The 22,286-nt window shown below is 68.4% G+C and carries 23 protein-coding genes; 12 read left to right on the top strand and 11 right to left on the bottom strand.

From position 1 onward, the window contains the following. Window positions 1-25: 25 nt before the first annotated feature. Window positions 26-562: a peptide deformylase gene (def, locus tag PK606_RS01355; protein WP_324559767.1), complete on the top strand. Its 537-nt coding sequence runs from the start codon at window positions 26-28 to the stop codon at window positions 560-562. Between the two features lie 63 nt (window positions 563-625). On the opposite strand, the gene PK606_RS01350 is transcribed toward def, so the two are convergent. The 3 genes from PK606_RS01350 to PK606_RS01340 all read right to left on the bottom strand — a co-directional run bounded on the left by PK606_RS01350 (window position 626) and on the right by PK606_RS01340 (window position 3,091). After that, window positions 626-1,309 carry a C40 family peptidase gene (locus tag PK606_RS01350; protein ID WP_324559765.1) on the bottom strand — a complete coding sequence of 228 codons (684 nt, stop codon included), beginning with the start codon at window positions 1,307-1,309 and terminating at the stop codon, window positions 626-628. 270 nt (window positions 1,310-1,579) lie between these two features. After that, window positions 1,580-2,326, bottom strand: coding sequence for an SDR family NAD(P)-dependent oxidoreductase (locus PK606_RS01345; RefSeq protein ID WP_324559763.1), 747 nt, complete (start codon window positions 2,324-2,326; stop codon window positions 1,580-1,582). A gap of 3 nt (window positions 2,327-2,329) precedes the next feature. Beyond that, window positions 2,330-3,091, bottom strand: coding sequence for an enoyl-CoA hydratase/isomerase family protein (locus tag PK606_RS01340; protein WP_324559761.1), 762 nt, complete (start codon window positions 3,089-3,091; stop codon window positions 2,330-2,332). 136 nt (window positions 3,092-3,227) lie between these two features. Here PK606_RS01340 and PK606_RS01335 point away from each other — a divergent pair, with 136 nt between their 5' ends. From PK606_RS01335 to PK606_RS01320, 4 genes are all read left to right on the top strand, one after another. Continuing rightward, window positions 3,228-4,058, top strand: coding sequence for an enoyl-CoA hydratase family protein (locus PK606_RS01335; RefSeq protein WP_324559759.1), 831 nt, complete (start codon window positions 3,228-3,230; stop codon window positions 4,056-4,058). A 31-nt stretch (window positions 4,059-4,089) separates the two neighbouring features. Next, window positions 4,090-4,842, top strand: a complete 753-nt coding sequence (locus tag PK606_RS01330; RefSeq protein ID WP_324559757.1) for a TetR/AcrR family transcriptional regulator — start codon at window positions 4,090-4,092, stop codon at window positions 4,840-4,842. Further along, window positions 4,835-5,995: an acyl-CoA dehydrogenase family protein gene (locus PK606_RS01325; RefSeq protein WP_324559755.1), complete on the top strand. Its 1,161-nt coding sequence runs from the start codon at window positions 4,835-4,837 to the stop codon at window positions 5,993-5,995. Before PK606_RS01330 ends, PK606_RS01325 begins: the two co-directional genes overlap by 8 nt. A 118-nt stretch (window positions 5,996-6,113) precedes the next feature. Then, window positions 6,114-7,235, top strand: coding sequence for a PQQ-dependent sugar dehydrogenase (locus tag PK606_RS01320; RefSeq protein ID WP_502920770.1), 1,122 nt, complete (start codon window positions 6,114-6,116; stop codon window positions 7,233-7,235). A 66-nt stretch (window positions 7,236-7,301) separates the two neighbouring features. On the opposite strand, the gene PK606_RS01315 is transcribed toward PK606_RS01320, so the two are convergent. Together PK606_RS01315 and PK606_RS01310 are read right to left on the bottom strand one after the other, a co-directional pair. Then, window positions 7,302-8,351, bottom strand: coding sequence for an extracellular solute-binding protein (locus tag PK606_RS01315; RefSeq protein ID WP_324559753.1), 1,050 nt, complete (start codon window positions 8,349-8,351; stop codon window positions 7,302-7,304). A 394-nt stretch (window positions 8,352-8,745) separates the two neighbouring features. Next, on the bottom strand, window positions 8,746-9,300 hold the full coding sequence (locus tag PK606_RS01310) for a phasin family protein (protein ID WP_324559751.1): 555 nt from the start codon (window positions 9,298-9,300) through the stop codon (window positions 8,746-8,748). Window positions 9,301-9,477: 177 nt separating this feature from the next. Between PK606_RS01310 and PK606_RS01305 the strand changes: the two genes are divergently transcribed. The 3 genes from PK606_RS01305 to PK606_RS01295 are packed head-to-tail and all read left to right on the top strand — an operon-like array spanning window position 9,478 to window position 11,566. Then, on the top strand, window positions 9,478-10,413 hold the full coding sequence (locus tag PK606_RS01305) for a histone deacetylase family protein (RefSeq protein WP_324559749.1): 936 nt from the start codon (window positions 9,478-9,480) through the stop codon (window positions 10,411-10,413). Beyond that, window positions 10,410-10,859, top strand: a complete 450-nt coding sequence (locus PK606_RS01300; RefSeq protein ID WP_324559747.1) for an acyl-CoA thioesterase — start codon at window positions 10,410-10,412, stop codon at window positions 10,857-10,859. The genes PK606_RS01305 and PK606_RS01300 overlap by 4 nt, the downstream gene beginning before the upstream one ends. Further along, on the top strand, window positions 10,847-11,566 hold the full coding sequence (locus PK606_RS01295) for a nitroreductase (protein WP_324559745.1): 720 nt from the start codon (window positions 10,847-10,849) through the stop codon (window positions 11,564-11,566). The genes PK606_RS01300 and PK606_RS01295 overlap by 13 nt, the downstream gene beginning before the upstream one ends. A gap of 22 nt (window positions 11,567-11,588) precedes the next feature. Here the strand turns inward: PK606_RS01295 and PK606_RS01290 are convergent, their stop codons facing one another. Continuing rightward, the gene (locus PK606_RS01290) at window positions 11,589-12,473 is read right to left on the bottom strand and encodes a Rossmann-like domain-containing protein (RefSeq protein WP_324559743.1); all 885 of its coding nucleotides are present in this window, start codon (window positions 12,471-12,473) and stop codon (window positions 11,589-11,591) included. A 108-nt stretch (window positions 12,474-12,581) separates the two neighbouring features. Between PK606_RS01290 and pncB the strand changes: the two genes are divergently transcribed. Continuing rightward, entirely contained in the window at window positions 12,582-13,811 is a 1,230-nt protein-coding gene (pncB, locus tag PK606_RS01285) for a nicotinate phosphoribosyltransferase (RefSeq protein ID WP_324559741.1), read from the top strand. 139 nt (window positions 13,812-13,950) lie between these two features. Then, entirely contained in the window at window positions 13,951-15,333 is a 1,383-nt protein-coding gene (locus PK606_RS01280) for a sodium:proton antiporter (protein ID WP_502920769.1), read from the top strand. A gap of 272 nt (window positions 15,334-15,605) precedes the next feature. On the opposite strand, the gene kynA is transcribed toward PK606_RS01280, so the two are convergent. The 5 genes from kynA to purM all read right to left on the bottom strand — a co-directional run bounded on the left by kynA (window position 15,606) and on the right by purM (window position 20,637). After that, window positions 15,606-16,472, bottom strand: coding sequence for a tryptophan 2,3-dioxygenase (gene kynA, locus PK606_RS01275; RefSeq protein ID WP_324559739.1), 867 nt, complete (start codon window positions 16,470-16,472; stop codon window positions 15,606-15,608). 44 nt (window positions 16,473-16,516) lie between these two features. Continuing rightward, complete coding sequence (gene kynU, locus PK606_RS01270) at window positions 16,517-17,800, bottom strand: kynureninase (protein ID WP_324559737.1); 1,284 nt, start codon at window positions 17,798-17,800, stop codon at window positions 16,517-16,519. Beyond that, window positions 17,797-18,438, bottom strand: a complete 642-nt coding sequence (gene kynB / locus PK606_RS01265; RefSeq protein WP_324559735.1) for an arylformamidase — start codon at window positions 18,436-18,438, stop codon at window positions 17,797-17,799. Before kynB ends, kynU begins: the two co-directional genes overlap by 4 nt. Before the next feature lie 67 nt (window positions 18,439-18,505). Continuing rightward, window positions 18,506-19,525 carry an AI-2E family transporter gene (locus PK606_RS01260; protein WP_324559733.1) on the bottom strand — a complete coding sequence of 340 codons (1,020 nt, stop codon included), beginning with the start codon at window positions 19,523-19,525 and terminating at the stop codon, window positions 18,506-18,508. Window positions 19,526-19,563: 38 nt separating this feature from the next. Beyond that, window positions 19,564-20,637, bottom strand: a complete 1,074-nt coding sequence (gene purM, locus PK606_RS01255; protein WP_324559731.1) for a phosphoribosylformylglycinamidine cyclo-ligase — start codon at window positions 20,635-20,637, stop codon at window positions 19,564-19,566. Window positions 20,638-20,877: 240 nt separating this feature from the next. On the opposite strand from purM, the gene hda reads away from it, so the two are divergent. Next, complete coding sequence (gene hda, locus PK606_RS01250) at window positions 20,878-21,564, top strand: DnaA regulatory inactivator Hda (protein ID WP_324559729.1); 687 nt, start codon at window positions 20,878-20,880, stop codon at window positions 21,562-21,564. Window positions 21,565-21,607: 43 nt separating this feature from the next. After that, window positions 21,608-22,276, top strand: coding sequence for a histidinol-phosphatase (locus tag PK606_RS01245; protein WP_324559727.1), 669 nt, complete (start codon window positions 21,608-21,610; stop codon window positions 22,274-22,276). Window positions 22,277-22,286: the final 10 nt, after the last annotated feature.

Below are 22,286 nucleotides of genomic sequence, written 5' to 3'. Positions count from 1 at the left end.
CCGCGCGATCGGCGATGATGCGGCCATGGCCGTTCAAGAGATCCTGAAGATGGGCGATCCGCGCCTGCTGCGCGCTGCCCAGCCTGTCACCGCGTTCGACTCCGATGCGTTGCACCTGCTGGTGCGCGACATGATCGACACCATGCGCGCGGCCGACGGCGCCGGCCTGGCGGCGCCGCAGATCGGCGTTGACCTGCAGCTCGTGATCTTCGGCACCGATGCCGTCAACCCGCGCTACCCCGACGCGCCGCCGGTGCCGCGCACGGTGCTGTGCAACCCGATCATCACACCGCTTTCCGACGAAGAAGTAGAAGACTGGGAAGGCTGCCTGTCGGTGCCGGGGCTACGCGGCCTGGTGCCGCGTTGGCGGCGCATCCGCTACCGCGGCCTCGATCCCTACGGCGACGTGATCGAGCGCGAGGCGGAAGGCTTTCACGCCCGCGTGGTGCAGCACGAGTGCGACCACCTGATCGGCAAGCTGTATCCGATGCGGGTGCGCGACTTCACGCGCTTCGGCTTCACCGAGGTGCTGTTTCCGGGCCTGGCCGCGCGCGACGATTGACGGCGCGGCGCCCGGCAAATGGGCCCCGCAGGGCCCATCGTCGCTAGCGTCCGGCGCTGCCGATCAGATGTGGCTGAAGTCCACGCCCGGATCGGCGGGCGCCGCCGTGGCAGGCTTGCCCGAATCGCCGCCGAGCCGCACCCTGGACGGTGCCGGAGATTCACGCTCCAGCACGCGCGGCAGCACGTTCCTGGTGGTGGTGGCGGTGCTGGATGAGGCCAGTTCGTCGAGCACGCGACGGGCGCCGTTGAAGCGGCTTTCCCAGTAGTTGGCGTTCATGTTCTCGACCCGCACGCGCGCGCCGGTGCGCGGTGCGTGGATGAACCGGCCCTCGCCGAGGTAGATGCCGACATGGCTGTAGGCGCGGCGCAGCGTGTTGAAGAACACCAGGTCACCGGGCTTCAGGTCGGCCTTGTCGATCCGGGTGGTGGCGGCCGCCTGCTCGGCCGCCGTGCGCGGCAGCTTCAGGCCCAGGCTTTGCTGGAACACCGTCAGCACCAGGCCGCTGCAGTCGAAACCGGTCTCGGCCGAGGTGCCGCCCAGCCGGTAGCGCACGCCGATGGCATCCATGGCGTTGCTGATCAGCTTGGCGGCGCGATCGGTCGCTTCGTGGATGGTGTCACCGAGCCTGGTGGTCAGGCCGTTCTGGAGCAGGAATTTTTCGATCTCGTCCTGTCCCGGGGCGGCTTGGGCAGGTGACAGGCCGCAGGCGGCCAGCAGGATCAGGGCAGCGATTTTCTTCGACATGAATCCCGTTTTGCTTGTTCTGGGTCACGGACGGAGCACGGCCCGATAGCGGGCCGTGCAAGGCGGTGATCGCTGCAACCTGAGTCACTTGAACTGCTCTGGAGGCTGCGGCGGGCGTAGTGTAGGACAAATTCCCGTCGATTTGTACCCGAAATCCGACAAGATACTGCTGGCATGCTTGACAAGGTCCGGCAACTCTCGTAACCGCTGGTGATGGCGTGATCGGTGGCGGGCGCTGTCGCTGTCCCTGCAGCGTGGCGGATCCCGGTTTCAGCCGGCCAGCGTCAGGCCGCCGCTGACGCTCAGCACCTGGCCGGTGATGTAGCTGGAGCGGTCGCTGGCGAAGAACAGCACCGCGTCAGCCACCTCCGAGGGCTTGCCGAAGCGCCGCATCGGGATTGCGCGCTGGAACGCCTCGCGGTGCTTCTCGGGCACGGCCTGCAGCAGCGGCGTGTCGGTGGGGCCGGGGCAGACGCAGTTGACGTTGATCTTGTAACGCGCGAGTTCGCGCGCCAGTGACTTGGTGAAGCCGATCAGGCCGGCCTTGGCACCGGCGTACACGGTCTCGCCCAGGCTGCCGACACGCCCGGCATCGCTGGAGATGTTGACGATGCGACCCTGCTGGCGCTCGATCATGCCCGGCAGCAGGGCGTGCGCCAGCGCCACCGGCCCGGTGAAGTTGATGGCGACCACACGCTGCCAGAATTCCGGCGTGTTCTCCATGAAGGGCTGGATCTTGCCCCAGCCGGCGCCGTTGACCAGGATGTCGACCTGGCCGGTGACGCCGACGGCATCCAGGGCGAACTGCTGGATCGACGCCAGGTCGGACACGTCCAGCGGCAGGTAGCGGGCGTGGGCGCCGGAAGCGTTCAGCTCGGCGGCAGCCGCTTCGCCGGCCTCGCGGTTGATGTCGGCGACGATGACGGTGGCACCGGCATGCGCCAGTTCGTCGGCGGTGGCCCGTCCGATGCCGGATGCGGCGCCAGTGACGACCGCGGTCTTGCCTTCAAGTTTCATGGTTCAGGTCTTCCTCTTGCTGATGAATGCCCGCACCAGGGTGCGGGTGGGCTCGCTGGCGTAGAGCCGGCGGGTTTCGGCCAGCTCGGTCAGGTAACCGGCCGGTTGCGGCGGGCTGGCGAGATCGATGCAGCGCTTGCACGCGGCCAGCGCCGCGGCTGGCAGGGCGGCCAGGGCGGCCGCCTTGTCGTGCGCGAGCGCGGGCAGTTCGGCGGCCGGCGCGCTCCACTGCGCCAGCCCGAGCGCCACGGCCTCGGCGCCGCGGATGGTTTCGCCGCCCAGGATCAGGCGCTTGGCGGTCGGCGCGCCGCACAGCGCGGCCATGCGCTGGGTGCCGCCGGCGCCGGGCAGCAGGCCCAGGCGCACTTCCGGCAGGCCGACCTGGGCCTCGTCGGCGATCATGCGCAGGTCGCAGGCCAGCGCCAGCTCGAAGCCGCCACCCAGGGCTGCGCCGCCGACCTCGGCCAGCGTCACCGTCGGCAGCGCAGCCAGCCGGTCGAAGGCCTGCTGCATGCCTTCGGCCACCGCCAGCATGGCATCCACCCCTTCGGCCGATTCGATCGACGCCGACATCAGGTGCAGGTCGGCGCCGGCGCAGAACAGGCGCTGCGCGCTGCGCAGGTGCAGCACGGCGATCTGCGTCAGCGCCTCGACGGTGTCGAGCGCCTCGTGGAAGTGGTCCAGCCAGGCGTCGTTGATCGCGTTGGCGGGCGGGCGGTCCAGTGTCAGCACGGCACGGGTGCCGAAGAATTCCAGGTTCAACATGGCGCCAGGGAGCAGGAAAAAAGAGACATTGAATGACTATTCAATCAATGCTAGACTGATGCCGCAGAATTTGTCAATCGCGCTCGTCAAGCAAGCGCAAACCCTTGTCCGAACCCCCTGATGAAAGGATGAATTCATGAAGACATTCGATGGCGCCTCGTACCGTGCCGAGCACTTCCTGTGGGAAGTCCAGGACGGCATTGCCACGCTGACGCTGAACCGGCCGGAGCGCAAGAACCCACTGACCTTCGATTCCTACGGCGAGTTGCGCGACCTGTTCCGCGAGCTGCGCTACTCGAAGGACGTGAAGGTGGTGGTGATCCGCGGCGCCGGCGACAACTTCTGCTCCGGCGGCGACGTGCACGAGATCATCGGCCCGCTGGTGCGCATGCAGGAGAACGACGACATGCCCGGCCTGCTGGAATTCACCCGCATGACCGGCGACGCGGTGATCGAGATGCGGCATTGCCCGCAGCCGATCATCGCGGCCGTCGACGGCATCTGCGCCGGCGCCGGCGCGATCCTGGCGATGGCCTCGGACCTGCGCCTCGGCACGACGCGCGCCAAGACCGCCTTCCTGTTCGTGCGTGTCGGCCTGGCCGGCGCCGACATGGGCGCCTGCGCGATCCTGCCGCGCATCATCGGCCACGGCCGCGCCTCCGAGCTGCTCTACACCGGCCGCGTGATGACGGCCGAGGAGGGCGAGCGCTGGGGCTTCTACAACCGCCTGGTGGCGCCCGAGGAACTGCATGCCAGCGCCGACGCGCTGGCGCGCGAGCTGGCCGCCGGCCCGACCTTCGCCCACGGCATGACCAAGAAATGCCTGGAGCAGGAATGGAGCATGGGCATCGCCGAGGCGATCGAGGCCGAGGCGCAGGCACAGGCGATCTGCATGCAGACGCGCGACTACGGCCGCGCCTACCGCGCCTTCGTCGACAAGCGCAAGCCCGAGTTCCAGGGCGATTGAGCCGCTTGAGCCGAGCCGCACGCAGCCACCGATGCCCCGCCGCCCCATGACCAGCCCGATCAGCCTGAGCGAGGTGCCGCAGGTGCGGGCGCAGCCCGCGGACCATGACCTGGTCGCGCACCGGCGCCAGCAGATCGTCGCCGCGGCGGCTGAACTCTTCTCGCGCAAGGGCTTCGAGGCCACCACGGTGAGCGAGATCGCCGCCGCCGCCGGCATCAGCACCGGCCTGATTTACCACTACGCCCGCACCAAGGAGGACGTGCTGTTCCTGGTGCTGCTGACGGTGGTCGATTCGTACCGCATCGAACTGCCGCCGGCGATGGCGGCGTTCGAGCAGCCGGTCGACAAGCTGCGCGCCGGCGTGCGCGCCTACTGCGGCGTCATCGACCGCAAGATGGACGCGACGGTGCTGACCTACCGCACTACCAAGGTGCTGCCGCGTGCGCACCGCGAAACCATCAAGCAGGCCGAGATCGACACCAACGCGCTGATCGAGAACTGCATCCGCGACGGCATCGGCGCCGGCCAGTTCCGCGACGTCGACCCCGTGATCGCGGCCTACCAGTTCGTTGCCTTCGCGCACAACTGGGCGCTGAAGTCGTGGCGCCTGCACGCGCTGGTGACGCTGGATGAGTACTTCGCTGCCGGCTTCGACATGCTGCTGCGGGGCATCGTGACGCCGCAGGGCTGGGAGCTCTACCAGGCGCGGCTGGCGGCTGATGGGGCGCGTGGGCACGCGGCGGACGACAAGCAAGATCCCAACGAGGGGAAGCAACATGGTTGACACGACTTATCTTGAGTGGCCGTTCCTCGAGCCACGGCACGCCAAGCTGGCGCGCGAACTCGACGCCTGGGCCAGCCGGCATGTCAGCGGCGAGCACGGCGACGACCTGGACGCCGAATGCCGCTCGCTGGTGCGGGCGCTCGGTGAAGGCGGCTGGCTGAAGCACGCGGTGGCGCTCGAAGGCGAGGACGCCGGCGGGCGCATCGACACGCGCGCGCTGTGCCTGATGCGCGAGACGCTGGCGCGCCACAGCGGCCTGGCCGACTTCGCCTTCGGCATGCAGGGCCTCGGTTCGGGCGCCATCAGCATCGCCGGCAGCGCCGAGCAGCGCCAGCGCTACCTGCCCGGCGTGGTGGCTGGCAAGCTGATCCCGGCGTTCGCGCTGTCGGAGCCAAACGCCGGCTCCGACGTCGGGGCGATGGAATGCAGTGGCCGCATCGACGGCGACCACGTGGTGATCAACGGCGAGAAGTCGTGGATCTCCAACGGCGGCATCGCCGACTTCTACGCGCTGTTCGTGCGCACCGGCGAGGCCGAGGGCTCGCGCGGCATCTCGGCCTTCATCGTCGAGACCGGCACGCCCGGCTTCGAGGTCTCTCAGCGCATCGATGTCATCGCGCCGCACCCGCTGGCGCGCCTGCGCTTCACCGATTGCCGGGTGCCGCTGTCGCAGCGCATCGGCGCGCCCGGCGAGGGCTTCAAGGTGGCGATGCGCACGTTGGACGTGTTCCGTACCTCAGTCGCGGCCGCCGCGCTCGGCTTCGCCCGGCGCGCGCTGCAGGAGGCGGTGCAGCGCGCCACCACGCGCCGGATGTTCAACCAGACCCTGGCCGACTTCCAGCTCACGCAGGCCAAGCTCGCCCAGATGGATCTCACCATCGACAGCTCGGCGCTGCTGGTCTACCGCGCCGCCTGGCAGCGCGACCGCGGCGAGCGTGTCACGCGCGCCGCTGCGATGGCCAAGCTGGCGGCCACCGAGGGCGCGCAGCAGGTGATCGATGCGGCGGTGCAGATCCACGGTGGGCTTGGTGTCACGCAGGGCATCGTGGTCGAGCGGCTGTACCGCGAGATTCGCTCGCTGCGCATCTACGAGGGCGCGAGCGAGGTGCAGCTGCTGATCATCGCGCGCGAACTGCTGCGCGACGCAGCGTAGCGCGGCATTGCGGCACGGCGCCGTTGGCGGGCACAATGCCCGCGACAGGCGCGCTGGGCGCCGGGGAGTCCGTGACGTGATCACTGCTTTCAATACGGCTGCCGGCAGGTGGAGCGCAGTGCGCGCGGCCGTGGCTGCTGCGCTGGCGGTCGCGCCGGGCCTGCCGGCGCTGGCGCAGGATGCGATGCCCAGGGCGCAGACTGTGGCCAGCGGCCTGCAGCATCCGTGGGCCGTGGCCTTCCTGCCGGAGGGGCGCTTCCTGGTCACCGAGCGGCCGGGGCGCCTGCGCGTGGTCGAACCTGATGGCAAGCTTCAAGCACCGCTGGCCGGCCTGCCCGAGGTGGCGGCGGGCGGGCAGGGCGGCCTGCTCGACGTCATCACCGACTCGGATTTCCCCCGCAACCGCACGATCTATTTCTGCTTCAGCGAGCCCGGCAAGGGAACCGCCAACAGCACGGCGCTGGCGCGTGCGCGGCTGGCGCCCGATCTGAAGCGGCTGGAAGACGTCAGGATCATCTTCAGCCAGCAGCCCAAGTACGGCAGCACGCTGCATTTCGGCTGCCGCATCGTCGAGCGGCGCGTCGATGGCCGGCCCGACGGCACGCTGTTCCTGACCCTGGGCGACCGTTTCAGCCGCCGTGATGACGCGCAGACCCTGGACAACCACCACGGCAAGGTGGTGCGTGTAGGCAAGGACGGCACGGTGCCCAGGGACAACCCCTTCGTCGGCAAGCCCGGCGCGCTGCCCGAGATCTGGAGCTACGGCCACCGCAACGGCCAGGGCGCGACCTGGGGCCCCGACGGGCGCCTGTGGATGCACGAGCACGGCGCGCGCGGCGGCGACGAGATCAACCGGCCGGAAGCGGGCCGCAACTACGGCTGGCCGGTGATCAGCCACGGCGTCAACTACGACGGCAGCCCGGTGGGCAGCGGCAGGAGCAGCCAGCCGGGCATGGAGCAGCCGCTGCACCACTGGACCCCCTCGATCGCGCCATCGGGCATGGCCTTCCTGAGCAGCGACCGCTATGGACCCGGGTGGAAAGGCAACCTGTTCGTCGGCTCGCTGAAATTCCAGTACCTCAACCGCGTCGAGCTGAAGGACGGCAAGGTGGTGGCCGAGCACAAGCTGCTCGAAGATGTCGGCCAGCGCATGCGCGACGTGCGCCAGGGGCCGGATGGCCTGCTCTACGTGGTGACCGACAGCCCGAACGGACGGCTGATCCGGGTGCTGCCGAACTGAGCGGATCAACCGAAAACGGGCCGCGTCATGGGCGCGACCCGTTGCAGCGCGAGATGGCGCCGCAGCTTATTTGAAGCCGACCCGGTCCAGCATCTGCTGCACCTTGAGCTGGTTGGCGCCCAGCACGCTGACCGGGATCGCATCGCTCTTGAACTGGCCGTCCGGTGTCATTGCCTTCAGCGCCGGGTTGTCGGTGGCCACGCCCTTGGCCACCGGCCACTCGTTGTTGCCGTTGGCGAAGTGGTTCTGCGCCGACGGGCTGGCCAGGTATTCGAGGAACTTGACGGCGTTGTCGACGTTCTTGGAGTGGCGCGCCACCGCCGCGCCGGCGATGTTGACGTGCGTGCCCCAGCTCGACTGGTTGGGGAACACGACGCCGACCTTCTCAGCCACCGCGCGATCCTCCGGCTTGTCGGAGCGCATCAGGCGCGCCAGGTAATAGCTGTTGGTGACGGCGATCTGGCATTCACCCGACGCCACGCCGCGGATCTGGTCGGTGTCGCCGCCCTTGGGCGCGCGCGCCATGTTGGCCACCAGGCCCTTGAGCCAGGCCTCGGCCTTCTGCGCGCCCAGGTGCTCGGTGACGGCGCTGAACAGGCTCAGGTTGTAGGGGTGCGTGCCGGTGCGGATGCACAGCTTGCCCTTGTTCTTGGCGTCGGCCAGTTCCTCGTAGGTGTCGACGTCCGCGGGCTGCACCTTGGCCTTGTCGTACACCACCACGCGGGCGCGGGTGGAGAAGCCGTACCAGGCCGTACCGCCGTCGGCCGCCGGCGAAGCGCGCAGGCTGGTCGGGATGGCATCGCCGAGCAGCTTGGACTTCACCGGCAGGAACAAGCCGTCCTGCTCGCCGCGCCACAGGCGCGCGGCGTCGACCAGCAGGATCACGTCGGCCGGCGAGGCACTGCCTTCGGCCTTCAGGCGCGCGATGATGCCGGCGTCGTCGGCATCGACACGGTTGATCTTGATGCCGGTGGCCTTGGTGAAGTCGTTGTAGAGCGCTTCGTCGGTCGAGTAGTGGCGAGCCGAATACAGGTTCAGCACCTGATCCTGCGCCTGCGCCGTGGCGCCCCAGGTTGCCGCCAGGACAACGGCCAGGGCCAGGGTTTTCTTCTTCATGCGGATGCTTCCTTGCGAGCGGGCTGTGGAGATTGAAGGGTGCGAATGATACATCAAACGATAATCGTTCTCAATTGCATTCGTTGATCCAACGCAAACAGCCTGCATTCCGTTGACGCGGCAGTGAATGCGCCCTTGCTGACGCGGCACCGGCTGGGAGACGCAAAAAAAGGGCTGATCTTGCGATCAGCCCTTGAAGGGATCCCTGAACCCGTTGGGGTGTCGAAAGGACCCGAGGAGACAAGCAGTTGGTCCCTTGGGGGAACCAGAGCAAAGCCGGCGCCACCTGGGCAGCGGGCTTTGCTCTGGTCACTCGGCCGCCTTGGGCTGGGCCGAGTGCCGGGCAAGCTGTTCGTCACCCCGGTCGGCTGGCCGGCCGGGATGAGCGGCGTGCTTAGCGCTTCTTGGCAGCGGCGCTGGTAGCCGACTTGGCGACGTTGGTGGCGCTGGTCGTCACGGCGTTGAAGTTGGCTTCGGCCACGTCGGAAGCCTGCTTGACGGCCTTCTGCACCGACTCGAACGCGTTGTTGGCGGCAGCCACGGCGCTCTTCATCATGGCAACGGCGGTCTCGGAGCCGGCCGGGGCGTTCTTGGCCATGTTGTCCACCACCGAGGCGAACTGCGACTGGCTCTCGGCCAGCTTGCCTTCAAAGGCCTTGCTGAACTCGGCGCTGGTGCCCGAGGCGATGTCGTACAGGTGGCGGCTGTAGGCGGCGGCCTTCTCGGCCAGCGGCTGGAACAGGCTGGCTTGCAGGGCGATCAGCTCTTGCGCGTCCTTGACGGACAGCAGGGCCTGGGTGTGCTCGGCGGACTCGTTCAGGGCAGCCTTGGTGGCTTGCAGGTTCAGCTCGACCAGCTTCTCAACGCCTTCGAAGGCCTTGGCGGTCAGGCCGTGCAGGGTTTCCAGGTTGGCTTTCTGGGTGGCGACGAGTTGTTCGGGGGTCAGCATGGTGTCTCTCCTAGACAATGGTGGATGGGGTTTCAATCTTGCTGCCCAGAAACGCTTGTTATGTTGCAGTGCAGCATGCCTGTGAATTTTAGGCCGGTCGGCATCGATTGCAAGTCGTTTTTGTGCAATGCAGCATTTTTAGATGTGGCGATCTAACTTCCGGTACCGGCGCCCCCGATGAAGGCGTTCTACTCGACCCAGTTCGTGCTGCCGCTGCCGGCCGGGCACCGGTTTCCGATGCAGCGCTACCAGCGCCTGCGCGACCGCATCGCCACCGAGTTGCCGGCCCTGACGCTGGCGCAGGCCGAACCGGCTGGCGACCAGGCGCTGGCGCTGGTGCACACGCCCGAGTACATCGGGGCGGTCGCGCGCGGCACGCTGGACGTGCGGGTGCAGCGCGAGATCGGCTTTACCTGGAGCGAGGCCATGGTCGAGCGCTCGCGCCGTTCGGTCGGCGCCACCATCCAGGCCGCGCGCATGGCGCAGGTGGAAGGTGTGGCCGCCAACATCGCCGGCGGCACGCACCATGCCAGCACCGAAGCCGGGGCCGGCTACTGCGTCTTTAACGATGTGGCCGTGGCGGCGCGCCTGCTGCAGCATGAGCACCTACGCCGCCATCCCGGCGCGCGCCGTCCGCGCGTCGCGGTGATCGACCTCGACGTGCACCAGGGCAACGGCACGGCGGCCATCTTCGCGCGCGACGACTCGGTGTTCACGCTGTCGCTGCACGGCGAGAACAACTTCCCGTTCCGCAAGGTCGCCGGCGATCTCGATGTCGGCCTGCCCGACGGCAGCGGCGACGACGACTACCTGGCCGCACTCGATCTGGTGCTGGACGAGCTGGACCGGCGCTTCGATGCCGAATCGGTGTTCTACCTGGCCGGCGCCGACCCGCACGAGGGCGACCGGCTGGGGCGGCTGCGGCTGAGCTACGACGGCCTGCAGGCGCGCGACCGGCGCGTGTTCGACTGGGCCTGGCAGCGCCGGCTGCCGCTGGCCTTCAGCATGGCGGGCGGGTACGGCCACGACATCGCCACCACGGTGCAGGTGCAGATGAACACCTTCGGCATCGCGCTGGAATACTGGCGCCGCTGGCAGAATGCGGCGCGATGAACACGCCCGACCGACCCCGACCGGAAGCGCGCGACGCCTACCGCGCCTTCCGCACCATCACCACCCGCTGGATGGACAACGACCAGTATGGGCACGTCAACAACGTCGTCTACTACTCGTGGTTCGACACCGCGGTCAACGCGCACCTGATCGAGCAGGGCGTGCTCGACACCGCGGCCGGCACGGTGATCGGCTTCGTGGTCGAGACGCAGTGCCACTACTTCGCGCCGCTGGCGTTTCCGCAGAACGTCGAGGCCGGCATCCGGGTGGCGCGCATCGGCGGCTCCAGCGTGCGCTACGAGGTCGGCCTGTTCGCCGAAGGCGCGCCGACGACCGCCGCCAAAGGGCATTTCGTCCACGTCTACGTCGATCGCACGACGCAACGGCCGGTGCCGCTGCCGGCTGCGTTGAAGGCCGTGCTGGAGCAACTGCAATGTCCCGCGTAAGTGTCAGGGTCGAGGATCCGGCCAGCGTCGATGCAGCGATCGAAAGCCGCATGTGCGTGCGCGCCTTCCTGCCCCAGCCGGTGCCGCGCGCGATGCTGGAGGACATTCTGCGCGTGGCCAGCCGCGCGCCGTCCGGCACCAACACCCAGCCCTGGAAGGTGTACGTGCTGCAGGGCCAGCGCCGTGACGAGCTGGTGCAGAAGGTCTGCGCCGCGCACGACGCGATCTACCAGAACCCCGAACTCGACGCCCAGTACCGCGCCGACTACGACTACTACCCGCGGCAGTGGGTCGAGCCCTACCTGGGTCGGCGTCGCCACCTCGGCTGGACGATGTACGGCCTGCTCGGCATCGCCAAGGGCGAGAAGGACAAGATGCATGCGCAGCACCAGCGCAACTTCCATTACTTCGATGCGCCGGTCGGCCTAGTGTTCACGATCGACCGCATCATGGGCCAAGGCAGCCTGCTGGATTACGGCATGTTCCTGCAGAACATCATGCTGGCGGCGCGGGCGCGCGGCCTGCACACCTGCCCACAGGAGGCCTGGAGCAAGTACACCAAGATCGTGCTGCCGCACATCGGCGCCGGCGCCGAGGAGATGATGGTGTGCAGCATGGCGCTCGGCTGGGCCGACGAGTCGGCGCCGGTCAACGGCATGCCGACGCCGCGCGAGCCGGTCGAGGCGTTCACGCGCTGGGTCGAGTGAGCCGCGCCTGAGCGGCTGCGGTTCAGGCCGACCGCGCCAGCAGCGCCTGCCAGCCCGGCCATTCGGCACGGCCGATGGCGAACTTGCGTGCCGCGTGGCCCCAGCGCTCGCCGCGGGCCATGGCGTCGGCAAACGCCGGGCCATCGATCACCTGGGTGCCGGCGATGCGCGTGACGCCGCGGGCGAACAGCGCGTCGGGCCACAGGCCGGCCGACGGCCCGATCAGCGCGAACTCGCGCGCCGAGGAGCAGGCCGCCAGCATCTCATCCAGCGTGTCGTTGAGCAGCATCGTCGAGGTGCCGACGACCTGGTTGCAGCCGGCCAGCGCGCTGCGGTCGAGCGTGGCCTGCACATCGGGAAAGCGCTGCTGCAGGTCGGCCACCTTGGCCGCATCCAGCTCGACGATGCTCAGCCGCGCGCCGCGCTCCAGCACCTGCTCGACCAGCGGCGTGAAGCAGCCGATCATGCCCAGGTGATCGCTTGCCGACAGCGCCATGTCGCCAACCGAGTTGCTGGCCGGCGGCGGCTGGTAGCCGAGACGGCGCCAGGCCGACTGGGTCAGGGCGTTGATGGCGGCCAGGCCAAGCGCGCGGGCGCCGGCATCCTGGCTGGCGAAGCCAGCGGCCAGTTGCAGCGTGTCGGCGCCGGCCAATGGTGCGGCCGTGGTTGCCAGGGCGCTGCCACAGCGGGCGATCAGCTGCCGCAGCGTGTCGCCGAGCAGCAGGAACGACAGGCCGAAGGCGCCGTCGTCCAGTTCCAGTCCGCAGAACTCGGCCTCCGGTGCGTAGTCGCATGCGTCGGCGACGCGGGCCGGCAGGTGCAGGCGCCGGACACGCGGTGCCGGCAGGCGCTCGGCGACGGCGCGGATCTGGCGCAGCAGCGCGTCGGCAATGGGTTGCTGGGTCATGCCTGCATTGTGCCGCCGCGTTTCATGGCGCGGTGGTGCCGCTACACTGCCGTGACAGCCGCCCCGGTCATGCACGACCGCAGGTGGCGACCAAGAGAGAGACAAGTCATGCCCGGCATCATCCAGAGCCTGCTCGATACCGACCTGTACAAGTTCACCATGATGCAGGCGGTGCTGCATCAGTTTCCCGGCGCGCAGGTCGAGTACAAGTTCAAGTGCCGCACGCCGGGCGTGCAGCTGGCGCCCTACATCGACGAGATCCGTGACGAGATCCGCCAGCTGTGCGAGCTGCGCTTCACGGATGACGAGCTCGACTACATGCGCAGCATGCGCTTCATCAAGAGCGACTTCGTCGACTTCCTCGGCCTGTTCAAGCTGAACCAGAAATACATCACCCTGACTCCGCTGGACAACGGCGAGATCGACATCCGGGTGCGCGGTCCCTGGCTGCACACCATCCTGTTCGAGATTCCGGTGCTGTCGATCGTCAGCGAGGTGTACTTCCGCAACACGGTGGCGGGACTGGATCTCGGCGAAGGGCGCCGGCGCCTGCGCGAGAAGCTGGCGTCGATCCAGATGCCGGAACTGGCCGGCATCCGCATCGCCGACTACGGCGCGCGCCGGCGCTTCTCGCGCGAGTGGCAGCGCGAGGTGCTGCAGACCACGCGCGACACGCTGGGCAGCGGGCCCGACAGCCAGCTCACCGGCACCAGCAACGTGCTGTTCGCCAAGCAACTCGATCTGCGCCCGATGGGCACCATGGCGCACGAATACCTGCAAGCCTGCCAGGCGCTCGGCCCGCGGCTGCGCGACACCCAGGTATTCGGCTTCGAGCGCTGGGCGCAGGAATACCGCGGCGACCTCGGCATCGCGCTGTCCGACGTCTACGGCATGAACGCCTTCCTGCGCGACTTCGACATGTACTTCTGCAAGCTGTTCGACGGTGCGCGCCACGACTCGGGCGACCCGTTCGAGTGGGGCGAACGCATCATCGAGCACTACCGCCTGAACCGGTGCGATCCGCGCACCAAGGTGATCGTGTTCAGCGACGGACTGAACTTTCCGCGCTGCATCGAGTTGTTCAGGCGCTTCAACGGACGCATCCAGCTCGCCTTCGGCGTCGGCACCAACCTGACCAACGACGTCGGCCCGCAGGCGCTGCAGATCGTGCTGAAGATGATCGAGTGCAATGGCCAGCCGGTGGCCAAGATCTCGGACACGCCGGGCAAGACCATGGTCGAGGACGAGGGTTACCTGGCCTACCTGCGCCAGGTGTTCGACCTGCCGGCACCGCCGCGCACCGGCCCGGTGCACCGGCCGGTGCCGGCGACCCGCTGAGCTAGACTCGGCCGGGTCATGAATTGAAACAAGCTGATTGGAGCCTGATTTGCCGGATCGACTCGCCAGCCTTTGCGCGCTCTTCACATCGTTCCTTAGAACCCAACAGAACCCCCGTTTACCGCTGCGTGCCGCCGCACTGCTGGCCTTGCTGGCGGCCGCCGCGCCAGCCCATGCGGCCAGCCTGGACGGCAGCCATTTGTCGCTGCCGTGGGCGGTGCCCTTCGTCGGAATCCTGCTGTCGATCGCCATCTGGCCGCTGGCCGGCCCGGGTTTCTGGCATCACCACTACGGCAAGATCGCCGCCGGCTGGGCGCTGGCGTTCCTGATTCCGTTCGCGCTGATGTTCGGCATGGACGCGGCCTGGGCCGGCCTGGTGCATGCGCTGCTGGCCGAGTACATCCCCTTCATCCTGCTGCTGGTGGCGCTGTTCACGGTCTCGGGCGGCATCTACATCCGCGGCAACCTGCGCGGCACGCCGGCGCTCAACACCCTGATCCTGATGGTCGGCGGCGTGCTGGCCAGCTTCATGGGCACCACCGGTGCGTCGATGCTGCTGATCCGGCCGCTGATCCGCGCCAACGACAACCGCAAGACCAACGCACACGTCGTCATCTTCTTCATCTTCATCGTCAGCAACATCGGGGGCTCGCTGACGCCGCTGGGCGACCCGCCGCTGTTCCTGGGCTTTCTGAAGGGGGTGACCTTCTTCTGGACCGCGGCCCATATCTGGCCCGACACGCTGTTCCTGGTCGTGGTGCTGCTGATCATGTTCTTCCTGCTCGACAGCTTCTTCTACAGGAACGAGGGCGTGCGGCGCGAGGACCCGACCCCGGACGACGAGCGTTTCGGCTTCGATGGCGGCATCAACTTCGTGCTGCTCGGCTGCGTGGTCGCGCTGGTGCTGATGAGCGGCATCTGGAAGCCGGGCGTGGTGTTCAACGTCTACGGCACCGAAGTCAGCTTGCCCGGACTGGTGCGCGACCTCGGCATGATCGTCGTCACCTTCGTGTCGCTGGCCGTCACGCCCAAGGCCGTGCACGAGAGCAACCAGTTCGGCTGGGGCCCGATGGAGGAGGTGGCCAAGCTGTTCGCCGGCATCTTCCTGACCATCATCCCGGTGATCGCGATGCTGCAGGCCGGCGTCGACGGCGCGTTTTCAGGTGTGGTGCGCGCGGTGACCAACGCCGACGGCACGCCGAACCCGGCCATGTATTTCTGGGCCACCGGCATGCTGAGCGGCTTCCTCGACAACGCACCGACCTACCTGGTGTTCTTCAACACCGCCGGCGGTGACGCGGTCGAACTGATGGGGCCGCTGGCGGTGACACTGGCCGCGGTCTCGGCCGGCTCGGTGTTCATGGGGGCGCTGACCTACATCGGCAACGCGCCCAACCTGATGGTCAAGGCCATCGCTGAGGACCGCGGCGTGCGCATGCCGAGCTTCTTCGGCTACATGGTGTGGAGCTTCGGCATCCTGGTGCCGCTGTACCTGCTGCTGACCTGGCTGTTCTTCCGCTGATGCGGCGTGGTTGCTGAACAGCCGAACGCAGCGGATGCGGCAGAGTCAGAAAACCGCTTGCAGGAAATCGCGTTCAACAGACAAGCGCGTTCGGGCTGAGCCTTTCGATTCACTCAGGACAGGCTTGTCGAAGCCGGCCCGGACTCCGCACTTCGGCAAGCTCGGTGCGAACGGATTCTTCGACGTCGAACGCCGATCGGTATCGATGGTCTTCTTCCGAGAAACCTTTGCGCCTTCTGCGTCCGGCGGTTCGAGTCGCCGTGCCACGCGCCCTACAAGTCCGTACGCAGTTTCCACAACTCGGGGAACAGCACCACGTCGAGCATCTTGCGCAGGTAGCCGACGCCGCTGGTGCCGCCGGTGCCGCGCTTGAAGCCGATGATGCGCTCCACGGTCGTCACGTGGCGGAAGCGCCAGAGCCGAAATGCGTCCTCCAAGTCGGTCAGCTTCTCGCCCAGCTGGTACAGGTCCCAGTATTGCTCTGGCGCGCGGTAGACCTGCAGCCAGGCCTGCTCGACCGCGTCGTTGGCCGCGTAGGGCTGCGTCCAGTCGCGCTCCAGCTGCGCTTGTGGCACCGCTAGGCCCGCGCGCGCCAGCAGGCGCAGCGACTCGTCGTACAGCGATGGCGCCTCGAAGTACGAGCGCACCAGCGCCAGCCGCTCGGGGTGGTGCGCGTGGGGTTTGAGCATGGCGGCATTCTTGTTGCCGAGCGCGAATTCGATGCAGCGGTACTGGTAGCTCTGGAAACCGCTCGACGGGCCCAGGTAGGGCCGGATGGCGCTGTACTCGGGCGGCGTCATGGTGGCCAGCACGTCCCAGGCGTGCACCAGCTGCTCCATGATGCGGCTGGCGCGCGCCAGCTTCTTGAATGCCGGCGGCAGGCGGCCCGAGCGCACGTCCTCGATGGCGCTGCCCAGCTCGGTCAGCAGCAGCTTCATCCACAGCTCGCTGGTCTGGTGCTGGATGATGAACAGCATCTCGTCGTGCGCCGGCGACAGCGGATGCTGCGCGCTCAGGATCTGGTCGATGTGCAGGTAGTCGCCGTAGCTCATGCTGCGCGAGAAGTCGAGCTGGGCGTGCTCGGCGGCGACGATGGCTTCGCCCTGCTGCGGATTGGCGCTGTCGGTCGATTCGGTCATGGGCTGGTCTCCTTGGCTTGTCGTCATCGGGGCGGGCGGCGCGCTCAGGTCACGGCCTGGCGCTGGTTGAAGCGCGGCTCGGCATACTCCCGGCTGCGGATCACCTCGCGCAACTGCACGGCGGCGTTGAACACGTCTGCGTGGCTCAGGTACAGGGGCGTGAAGCCCAGCCGCAGGATGTCGGGCTGGCGGGTGTCGCCGGCGCGGAAGTCGCCGATCACCCCGCGCGCGATCAGCGCCTGGCAGATCGCGTAGCCGCTGCCGGCCGGCAGCAGGCCGGTCGGCGTCAGGCAGACCTGCGAGCCGCGGCGCGCGGGCTTGCGCGGCGTCACCAGCGTGAACTGCCCAGGGCAGAACTGTTCGACCAGTTCGATGAACAACCCGGTCAGCGCCAGCGACTTGGCACGCAGCGCCGCCATGCCGCCGAGCGCTTCGGCGGCATCGAACACGTCCAGCGCCGCATCCAGCGCCGACAGGCTGATGATGGGCTGCGTGCCGCACTGGTAGCGCGTGATGCCGGTGGCCGGCTGGTAGCCCGGCGTGAAGGCGAACGGTTCGGCGTGGCCCCACCAGCCCGCCAGCGGCTGCCAGCAGCGGTCGACATGGCGCGCATGCACCCAGATGAAGGCCGGCGCGCCGGGGCCGCCGTTCAGGTACTTGTAGCTGCAACCCACGGCGAAATCTGAGCCGGCACCGTTGAGGTCGACTGGCACCGCACCGACGCTGTGGCACAGGTCCCAGACCACCAGCGCACCTGCGGCATGGGCGGCGCTGCCCAGCGCTGCCATGTCGTGCATGGCGCCGGTGCGGTAGTTGACGTGCGTGAGCATCAGCACGGCCACGTCGGCCGTCAGGCTGGCGGCGACCTCGTGCGGCTCGATCAACTTCAGCGTGCAGCCGCGCTCCTTGCACAGCGCTTCGGCGATGTACAGGTCGGTCGGGAAGTTGCTGCGCTCGCTCACGATCACGCGCCGGCCGGGCGCATCCTGCGCGGCGATGTTCAGCGCCGCCGACAGTGCCTTGTAGAGGTTGACCGAGGTCGTGTCGGCGGCCACCACCTCGCCGGCACGCGCCCCGATCAGCGGCGCGATGCGGTCGCCGACACGGCGCGGCAACTCAAACCAGCCGGCTGCGTTCCAGCTCTGGATTAGCCCCTGGCCCCATTGCCCGGCCACCACCCGCGCGATGCGCGCCGGCACCGAACGCGGCAGGGCACCGAGCGAGTTGCCGTCGAGGTAGATCACGCCGGCGGGCAGATCGAACAGTTCGCGCAGCGGCGCCAGCGGGTCGGCGGCGTCGCGGGCACGGCAATCTTCGAGCGTAGTCATGGGCAGTCCGGCGACAGGGACCGCAGCACGGCGCGCACCGGCGAGGCGTCGGCAGCGGTCAGCTTCAGGGGCAGGGCGATCAGTTCGTAATCGCCCTCGGGCACGTCGTCGAGCACCAGGTTCTCCAGCACGCGCAGATCGCGCCGGCGGATGACCTGGTGGCTCGGCAGCTGCTTGCTGTCGGCCGGATCGATGCTGGCGCTGTCAATGCCGATTAGGCGCACGCCGGCATCGGCCAGGCGCTCGACGGTCTCAGGCGCAAAGCCTGCCAGCGCCGGGTCCCAGGCGTCGACCGGCATGCGCTCGTAGGTACGCACCAGCACGCGCGGCGGCAGTGCGTCGGCCGCGTGCGCCAGGTGTTCCCACAGCAGCAGCGGGCGCACGCCGATGGCGTGGATGACGCGGCAGCGGCCCAGGTAGGGCGCCAGTTCGAGCGCGCCGATGGCAGCGCCCTGCGGGTCGTAGTGCAGCGGCGCATCGGCGTGCGCGCCGACATGCGGCGACAGCGTGATCGCGCTGACGTTGACCGGGCAGCCGGGGCCGATCCGCGCGCTCCAGCGCTGCGTGTAGGCGGTGTCGCCCGGAAAAACCGGCGCGCCGGCGTGCACGGGGGGCGAGATGTCCCAGAGCGAATCCATGGGACCGCACCTTAGCGATTCGGCGTCGCCGTGGTGTCGGTTATTTCCAACACGCCCGGGTCCGTGCCTACACCCAGCCGGTGGCCTGCAGTTCCTTCTTGGCGTAGGCGTAGAACAGCGGCGCCGCCACCAGCCCGGCCGGGCCGAACACGGCCTCCATGACGAACATCACCGTGAGCAGCTCCCACACGCTCATGTGGGTGCGATGGCCGATGACCTTGGCGTTGATGAAGTACTCGGCCTTGTGGATCGCGACCAGGAACACCAGGCAGGCCAGCGCCACCCAGGGCGACACCGACAGGCCGACCAGGGTCAGCACCGCGTTGCAGATCAGGTTGCCGACGATCGGGATCAACCCGGCCAGGAAAGTGAGCAGCAGCAGCGCCATGGTGTAGGGCAGCTTGTAGCCCCACAGCGGCAGGATGACGAGCAGGAAGATCGCCGTCAGGCTGGTGTTGAACAGCGCGATCCAGAACTGCGCCACCACGATCTGGCGGAAGGTCTCGCCGAAGCGGTGCACGCGCTGGTGCAGGGCCGCAGCCAGCGGCTTGAGCGGCTGGATCGACGGGCGCGCTGCCGCCAGCGCGCCGATCAGCAGGCCGACGTAGGCGAACAGCAGACCGGCCAGCCAGGCGCGCCCGGTATTGGCCAGCGTGCCGGCCTTGCGCGCCAGGTAGTTGGCGATGGCGCTCTGCAGCTCCAGTGCCCCCTCGGGCAGCTGGCGCGCGATGTCGGGCGGCAGCTTGTCGCGCAGCTCCATCACCGTGGCGGCCATGAAGGCCAGCAGCTCGCGGTACTGCGCCGGTGCGTCCAGCAGCAGGCCGCGCGTGCGCGGCAGCGCCAGCAGCACCAGCAGGATCGGGATCAGCGCCACCAGGGCGGCGCCGAGCCGGGGCGACAGGCCGTTGCGCGCCCGCGTCAGCACGGCCAGCCGCGGGCTGAACCAGCGCGTCGCCAGGAAGCCGACGCAGACGCACAGCAGACCGGCCAGCAGCCCCTGCCACATGATCAGCAGCAGGGCGCTGGCGAGCAGCACGTGGCTGATCACCGTGGCCGTGGCGGCGCGCGAGTTGGGTTGCAGGGGCATGAGCATGGTGGCTGCGGCCTGCTTGCGGAAACTGCGCTTCAGGCCAGCACGACGGCGGCGCCATCGCCGCGCGGGGCGATGCGGCCGATCTCGAACACCTGCTCGCCGGCCGTGCGCAGCATGTCCGCGCAGGCGGCGGCTGCGCTGGCGGCCACCACCACCACCATGCCGATGCCGTTGTTGAAGGTGCGGTTCATCTCGGTGTCGTCGATCCCGGCGGTGCGCTGCAGCCAGTCGAACAATTCGGTGCGCGGCCAGCTGCCCTTGTCGAGCCGCGCGGCCAGGTCACTGGGCAGCACGCGCGGGATGTTCTCCAGCAGGCCGCCGCCGGTGATGTGGGCCAGCGCCTTGATGCCGCTGGGCGTGCCGGTATCCGCGGTGTTCGGAAACCGGGCCAGCGCCGCCAGCACGTTCCTGACATAGATGCGCGTCGGCTGCATCACCGCCTGGCGGAATGGCTGACCATCCAGCGTCGCTGGCAGTTGGTCGCCAGCGCGCTCGATGCACTTGCGCACCAGGGAAAAGCCGTTGCTGTGCACGCCACTGGAGGCCAGGCCCAGCACCACGTCGCCATTGACCACGCCCTGGCCGTTCAGGATCTTCGACTTCTCGACCGCACCGACGCAGAAGCCCGCCAGGTCGTACTCACCCGGCGGATACATGCCGGGCATCTCGGCGGTCTCGCCGCCGATCAGCGCGCAGCCCGCCAGTTCGCACCCCTTGGCGATGCCGCCCACCACGGCGGCGGCGGTGTCCACATCCAGCTTGCCGCAGGCGAAGTAGTCGAGAAAGAACAGCGGCTCGGCGCCCTGCACCAGCACGTCGTTGACGCTCATCGCGACCAGGTCGATGCCCACGGTGTCGTGCATGTTCCACTCGAAGGCCAGGCGCAGCTTGGTGCCGACGCCGTCGGTGCCGCTGACCAGCACCGGCTCCTGGTACCTCTTGGGGATCTCGAACAGGGCGCCGAAGCCGCCCAGGCCCGACAGCACGCCCTCGCGCAGGGTGCGCCGGGCCAGTGGCTTGATGCGCTCGACCAGCGCGTCACCGGCATCGATGTCGACACCGGCGTCCTTGTAGCTCAGGGGAGTGGGGGCGGAGGAGGAAGTCATCGGCACGCGGACCAGAAACGGCTGACAGGCGCCGCCAATGGGGCGCACACGTAAAATGAAACCCTTGATTCTAGGCGCCGCAACCCCTCTTGTTTCCCGGTTTCCCCGTTTTTCACCGCGTGGTGTGCGGCTCGTGATGGGCGCGACCTCGTGTGTCCAGCGACTGCGGAGCGGGTCGCGCCAGAATGCCGTGGGTCGATTTGTGCCGACCACCAGCGTTTGTCTTGCTCAGGCGGCAGCGTGAAGCAGATCGCACTCGACATCGGCCTGGCGCCCGAACCGACGCTGGAGGGTTTCGTGGTCGGTGGCAATGCGGCGGTACTGCAGCATCTGCGCCTGTGGACCGAAAGCAGTGCGCGCTCGCCGGTGCCGACTTACCTGTGGGGATCGGCCGGCGCCGGCAAGACGCATCTGCTGCGCGCCGCGCGCCAGGCCTTGCTGGGGCAGGGCGCCCGCGTCGGCTGGCTGGATGCCGACACGCCGGCGCGTCCGTCGTTCGACGAGGCCTGGGATGCGGTACTGATGGATGACGTGCACCTGTACCGCGCGGAGCAGCAGCACACCGCCTTCAACTGGTTCGTCAACGCCGTGGCACCGGCCAGTGGGCGCTCGCGCGCGGTGCTGGCGGCCGGCGCGCTGCCGCCGGCCGATCTGCCGCTGCGCGAGGACCTGCGCACCCGGCTTGGCTGGGGCCATGTGTTCGAGCTGCAGTTGCTGCCCGAAGCCGAACTGCGCGCCGTGCTGCGGCGTGCCGCCGACGCGCGCGGGGTGTTCCTGTCCGACGAGGTGATGGACTTCGTGCTGCGGCGCTTTTCGCGCGATCTGGGCAGCCTGATGCAGTTGCTGGAGCAACTGGATCGCTACGCGCTGCAGACCCAGCGCACCATCACGATTCCACTGCTCAAGTCGATGCTGGAAAACGAATAGCTGACAATGCCTCGGGCGCGGCAACCAAGAAAACGATTCGATGATGAAACTGGCCCTGTTTGACCTTGACCACACGCTGATCCCGATTGATTCGGACCATGCTTGGGGCGAGTTCACCACCCGCATCGGCTGGACCGACGCGGCCGAGTTCAAGCGCCGCAACGACACCTTCTACGAGCAGTACAAGGCGGGCGTGCTGGACATCGCCGAGTACATCCGCTTCAGCACAGCGCCGATCCGGCGCCAGGGTCCGGGCAAGTCGGCCGAGGCGCATGCGCGCTTCATGCGCGAAGTGATCGCGCCGGCGATCCGGCCCGAGGCGCGGGCGCTGGTGGAGCAGCACCGCCAGGCCGGCGATCAGCTGGTGGTGGTCACCGCGACCAACGAGTTCGTCACGCGCCCGATCGCGCACAGCTTCGGCATCGACGAGCTGATCGCGGTCGAGCTGGCGCGCGGACCGGGCGGCTGGATCACCGGCGAGATCGCCGGCACGCCCTCGTTCCGCGAGGGCAAGGTCACGCGTGTGGCCGAGTGGCTGCTTGGGCGCGGGCGCGGCTGGGACGAGGTCGAGATCACCTTCTACTCCGATTCGCGCAACGACCTGGCGCTGCTCGAGCGTTCACACCACCCGGTCGCCACCAACCCCGATGACACCCTGCGCGCCATTGCCCGCGAACGCGGCTGGCGGATTCTGGATCTCTTCGGGGCATAAGACATGGCAC

It is taken from the genome of Ottowia sp., from assembly GCF_035444425.1.
Lineage (GTDB): Bacteria > Pseudomonadota > Gammaproteobacteria > Burkholderiales > Burkholderiaceae_C > Ottowia.
Note: the sequence above shows the minus strand (reverse complement) of the source record. Positions and strands in the feature narration are given on the sequence as shown.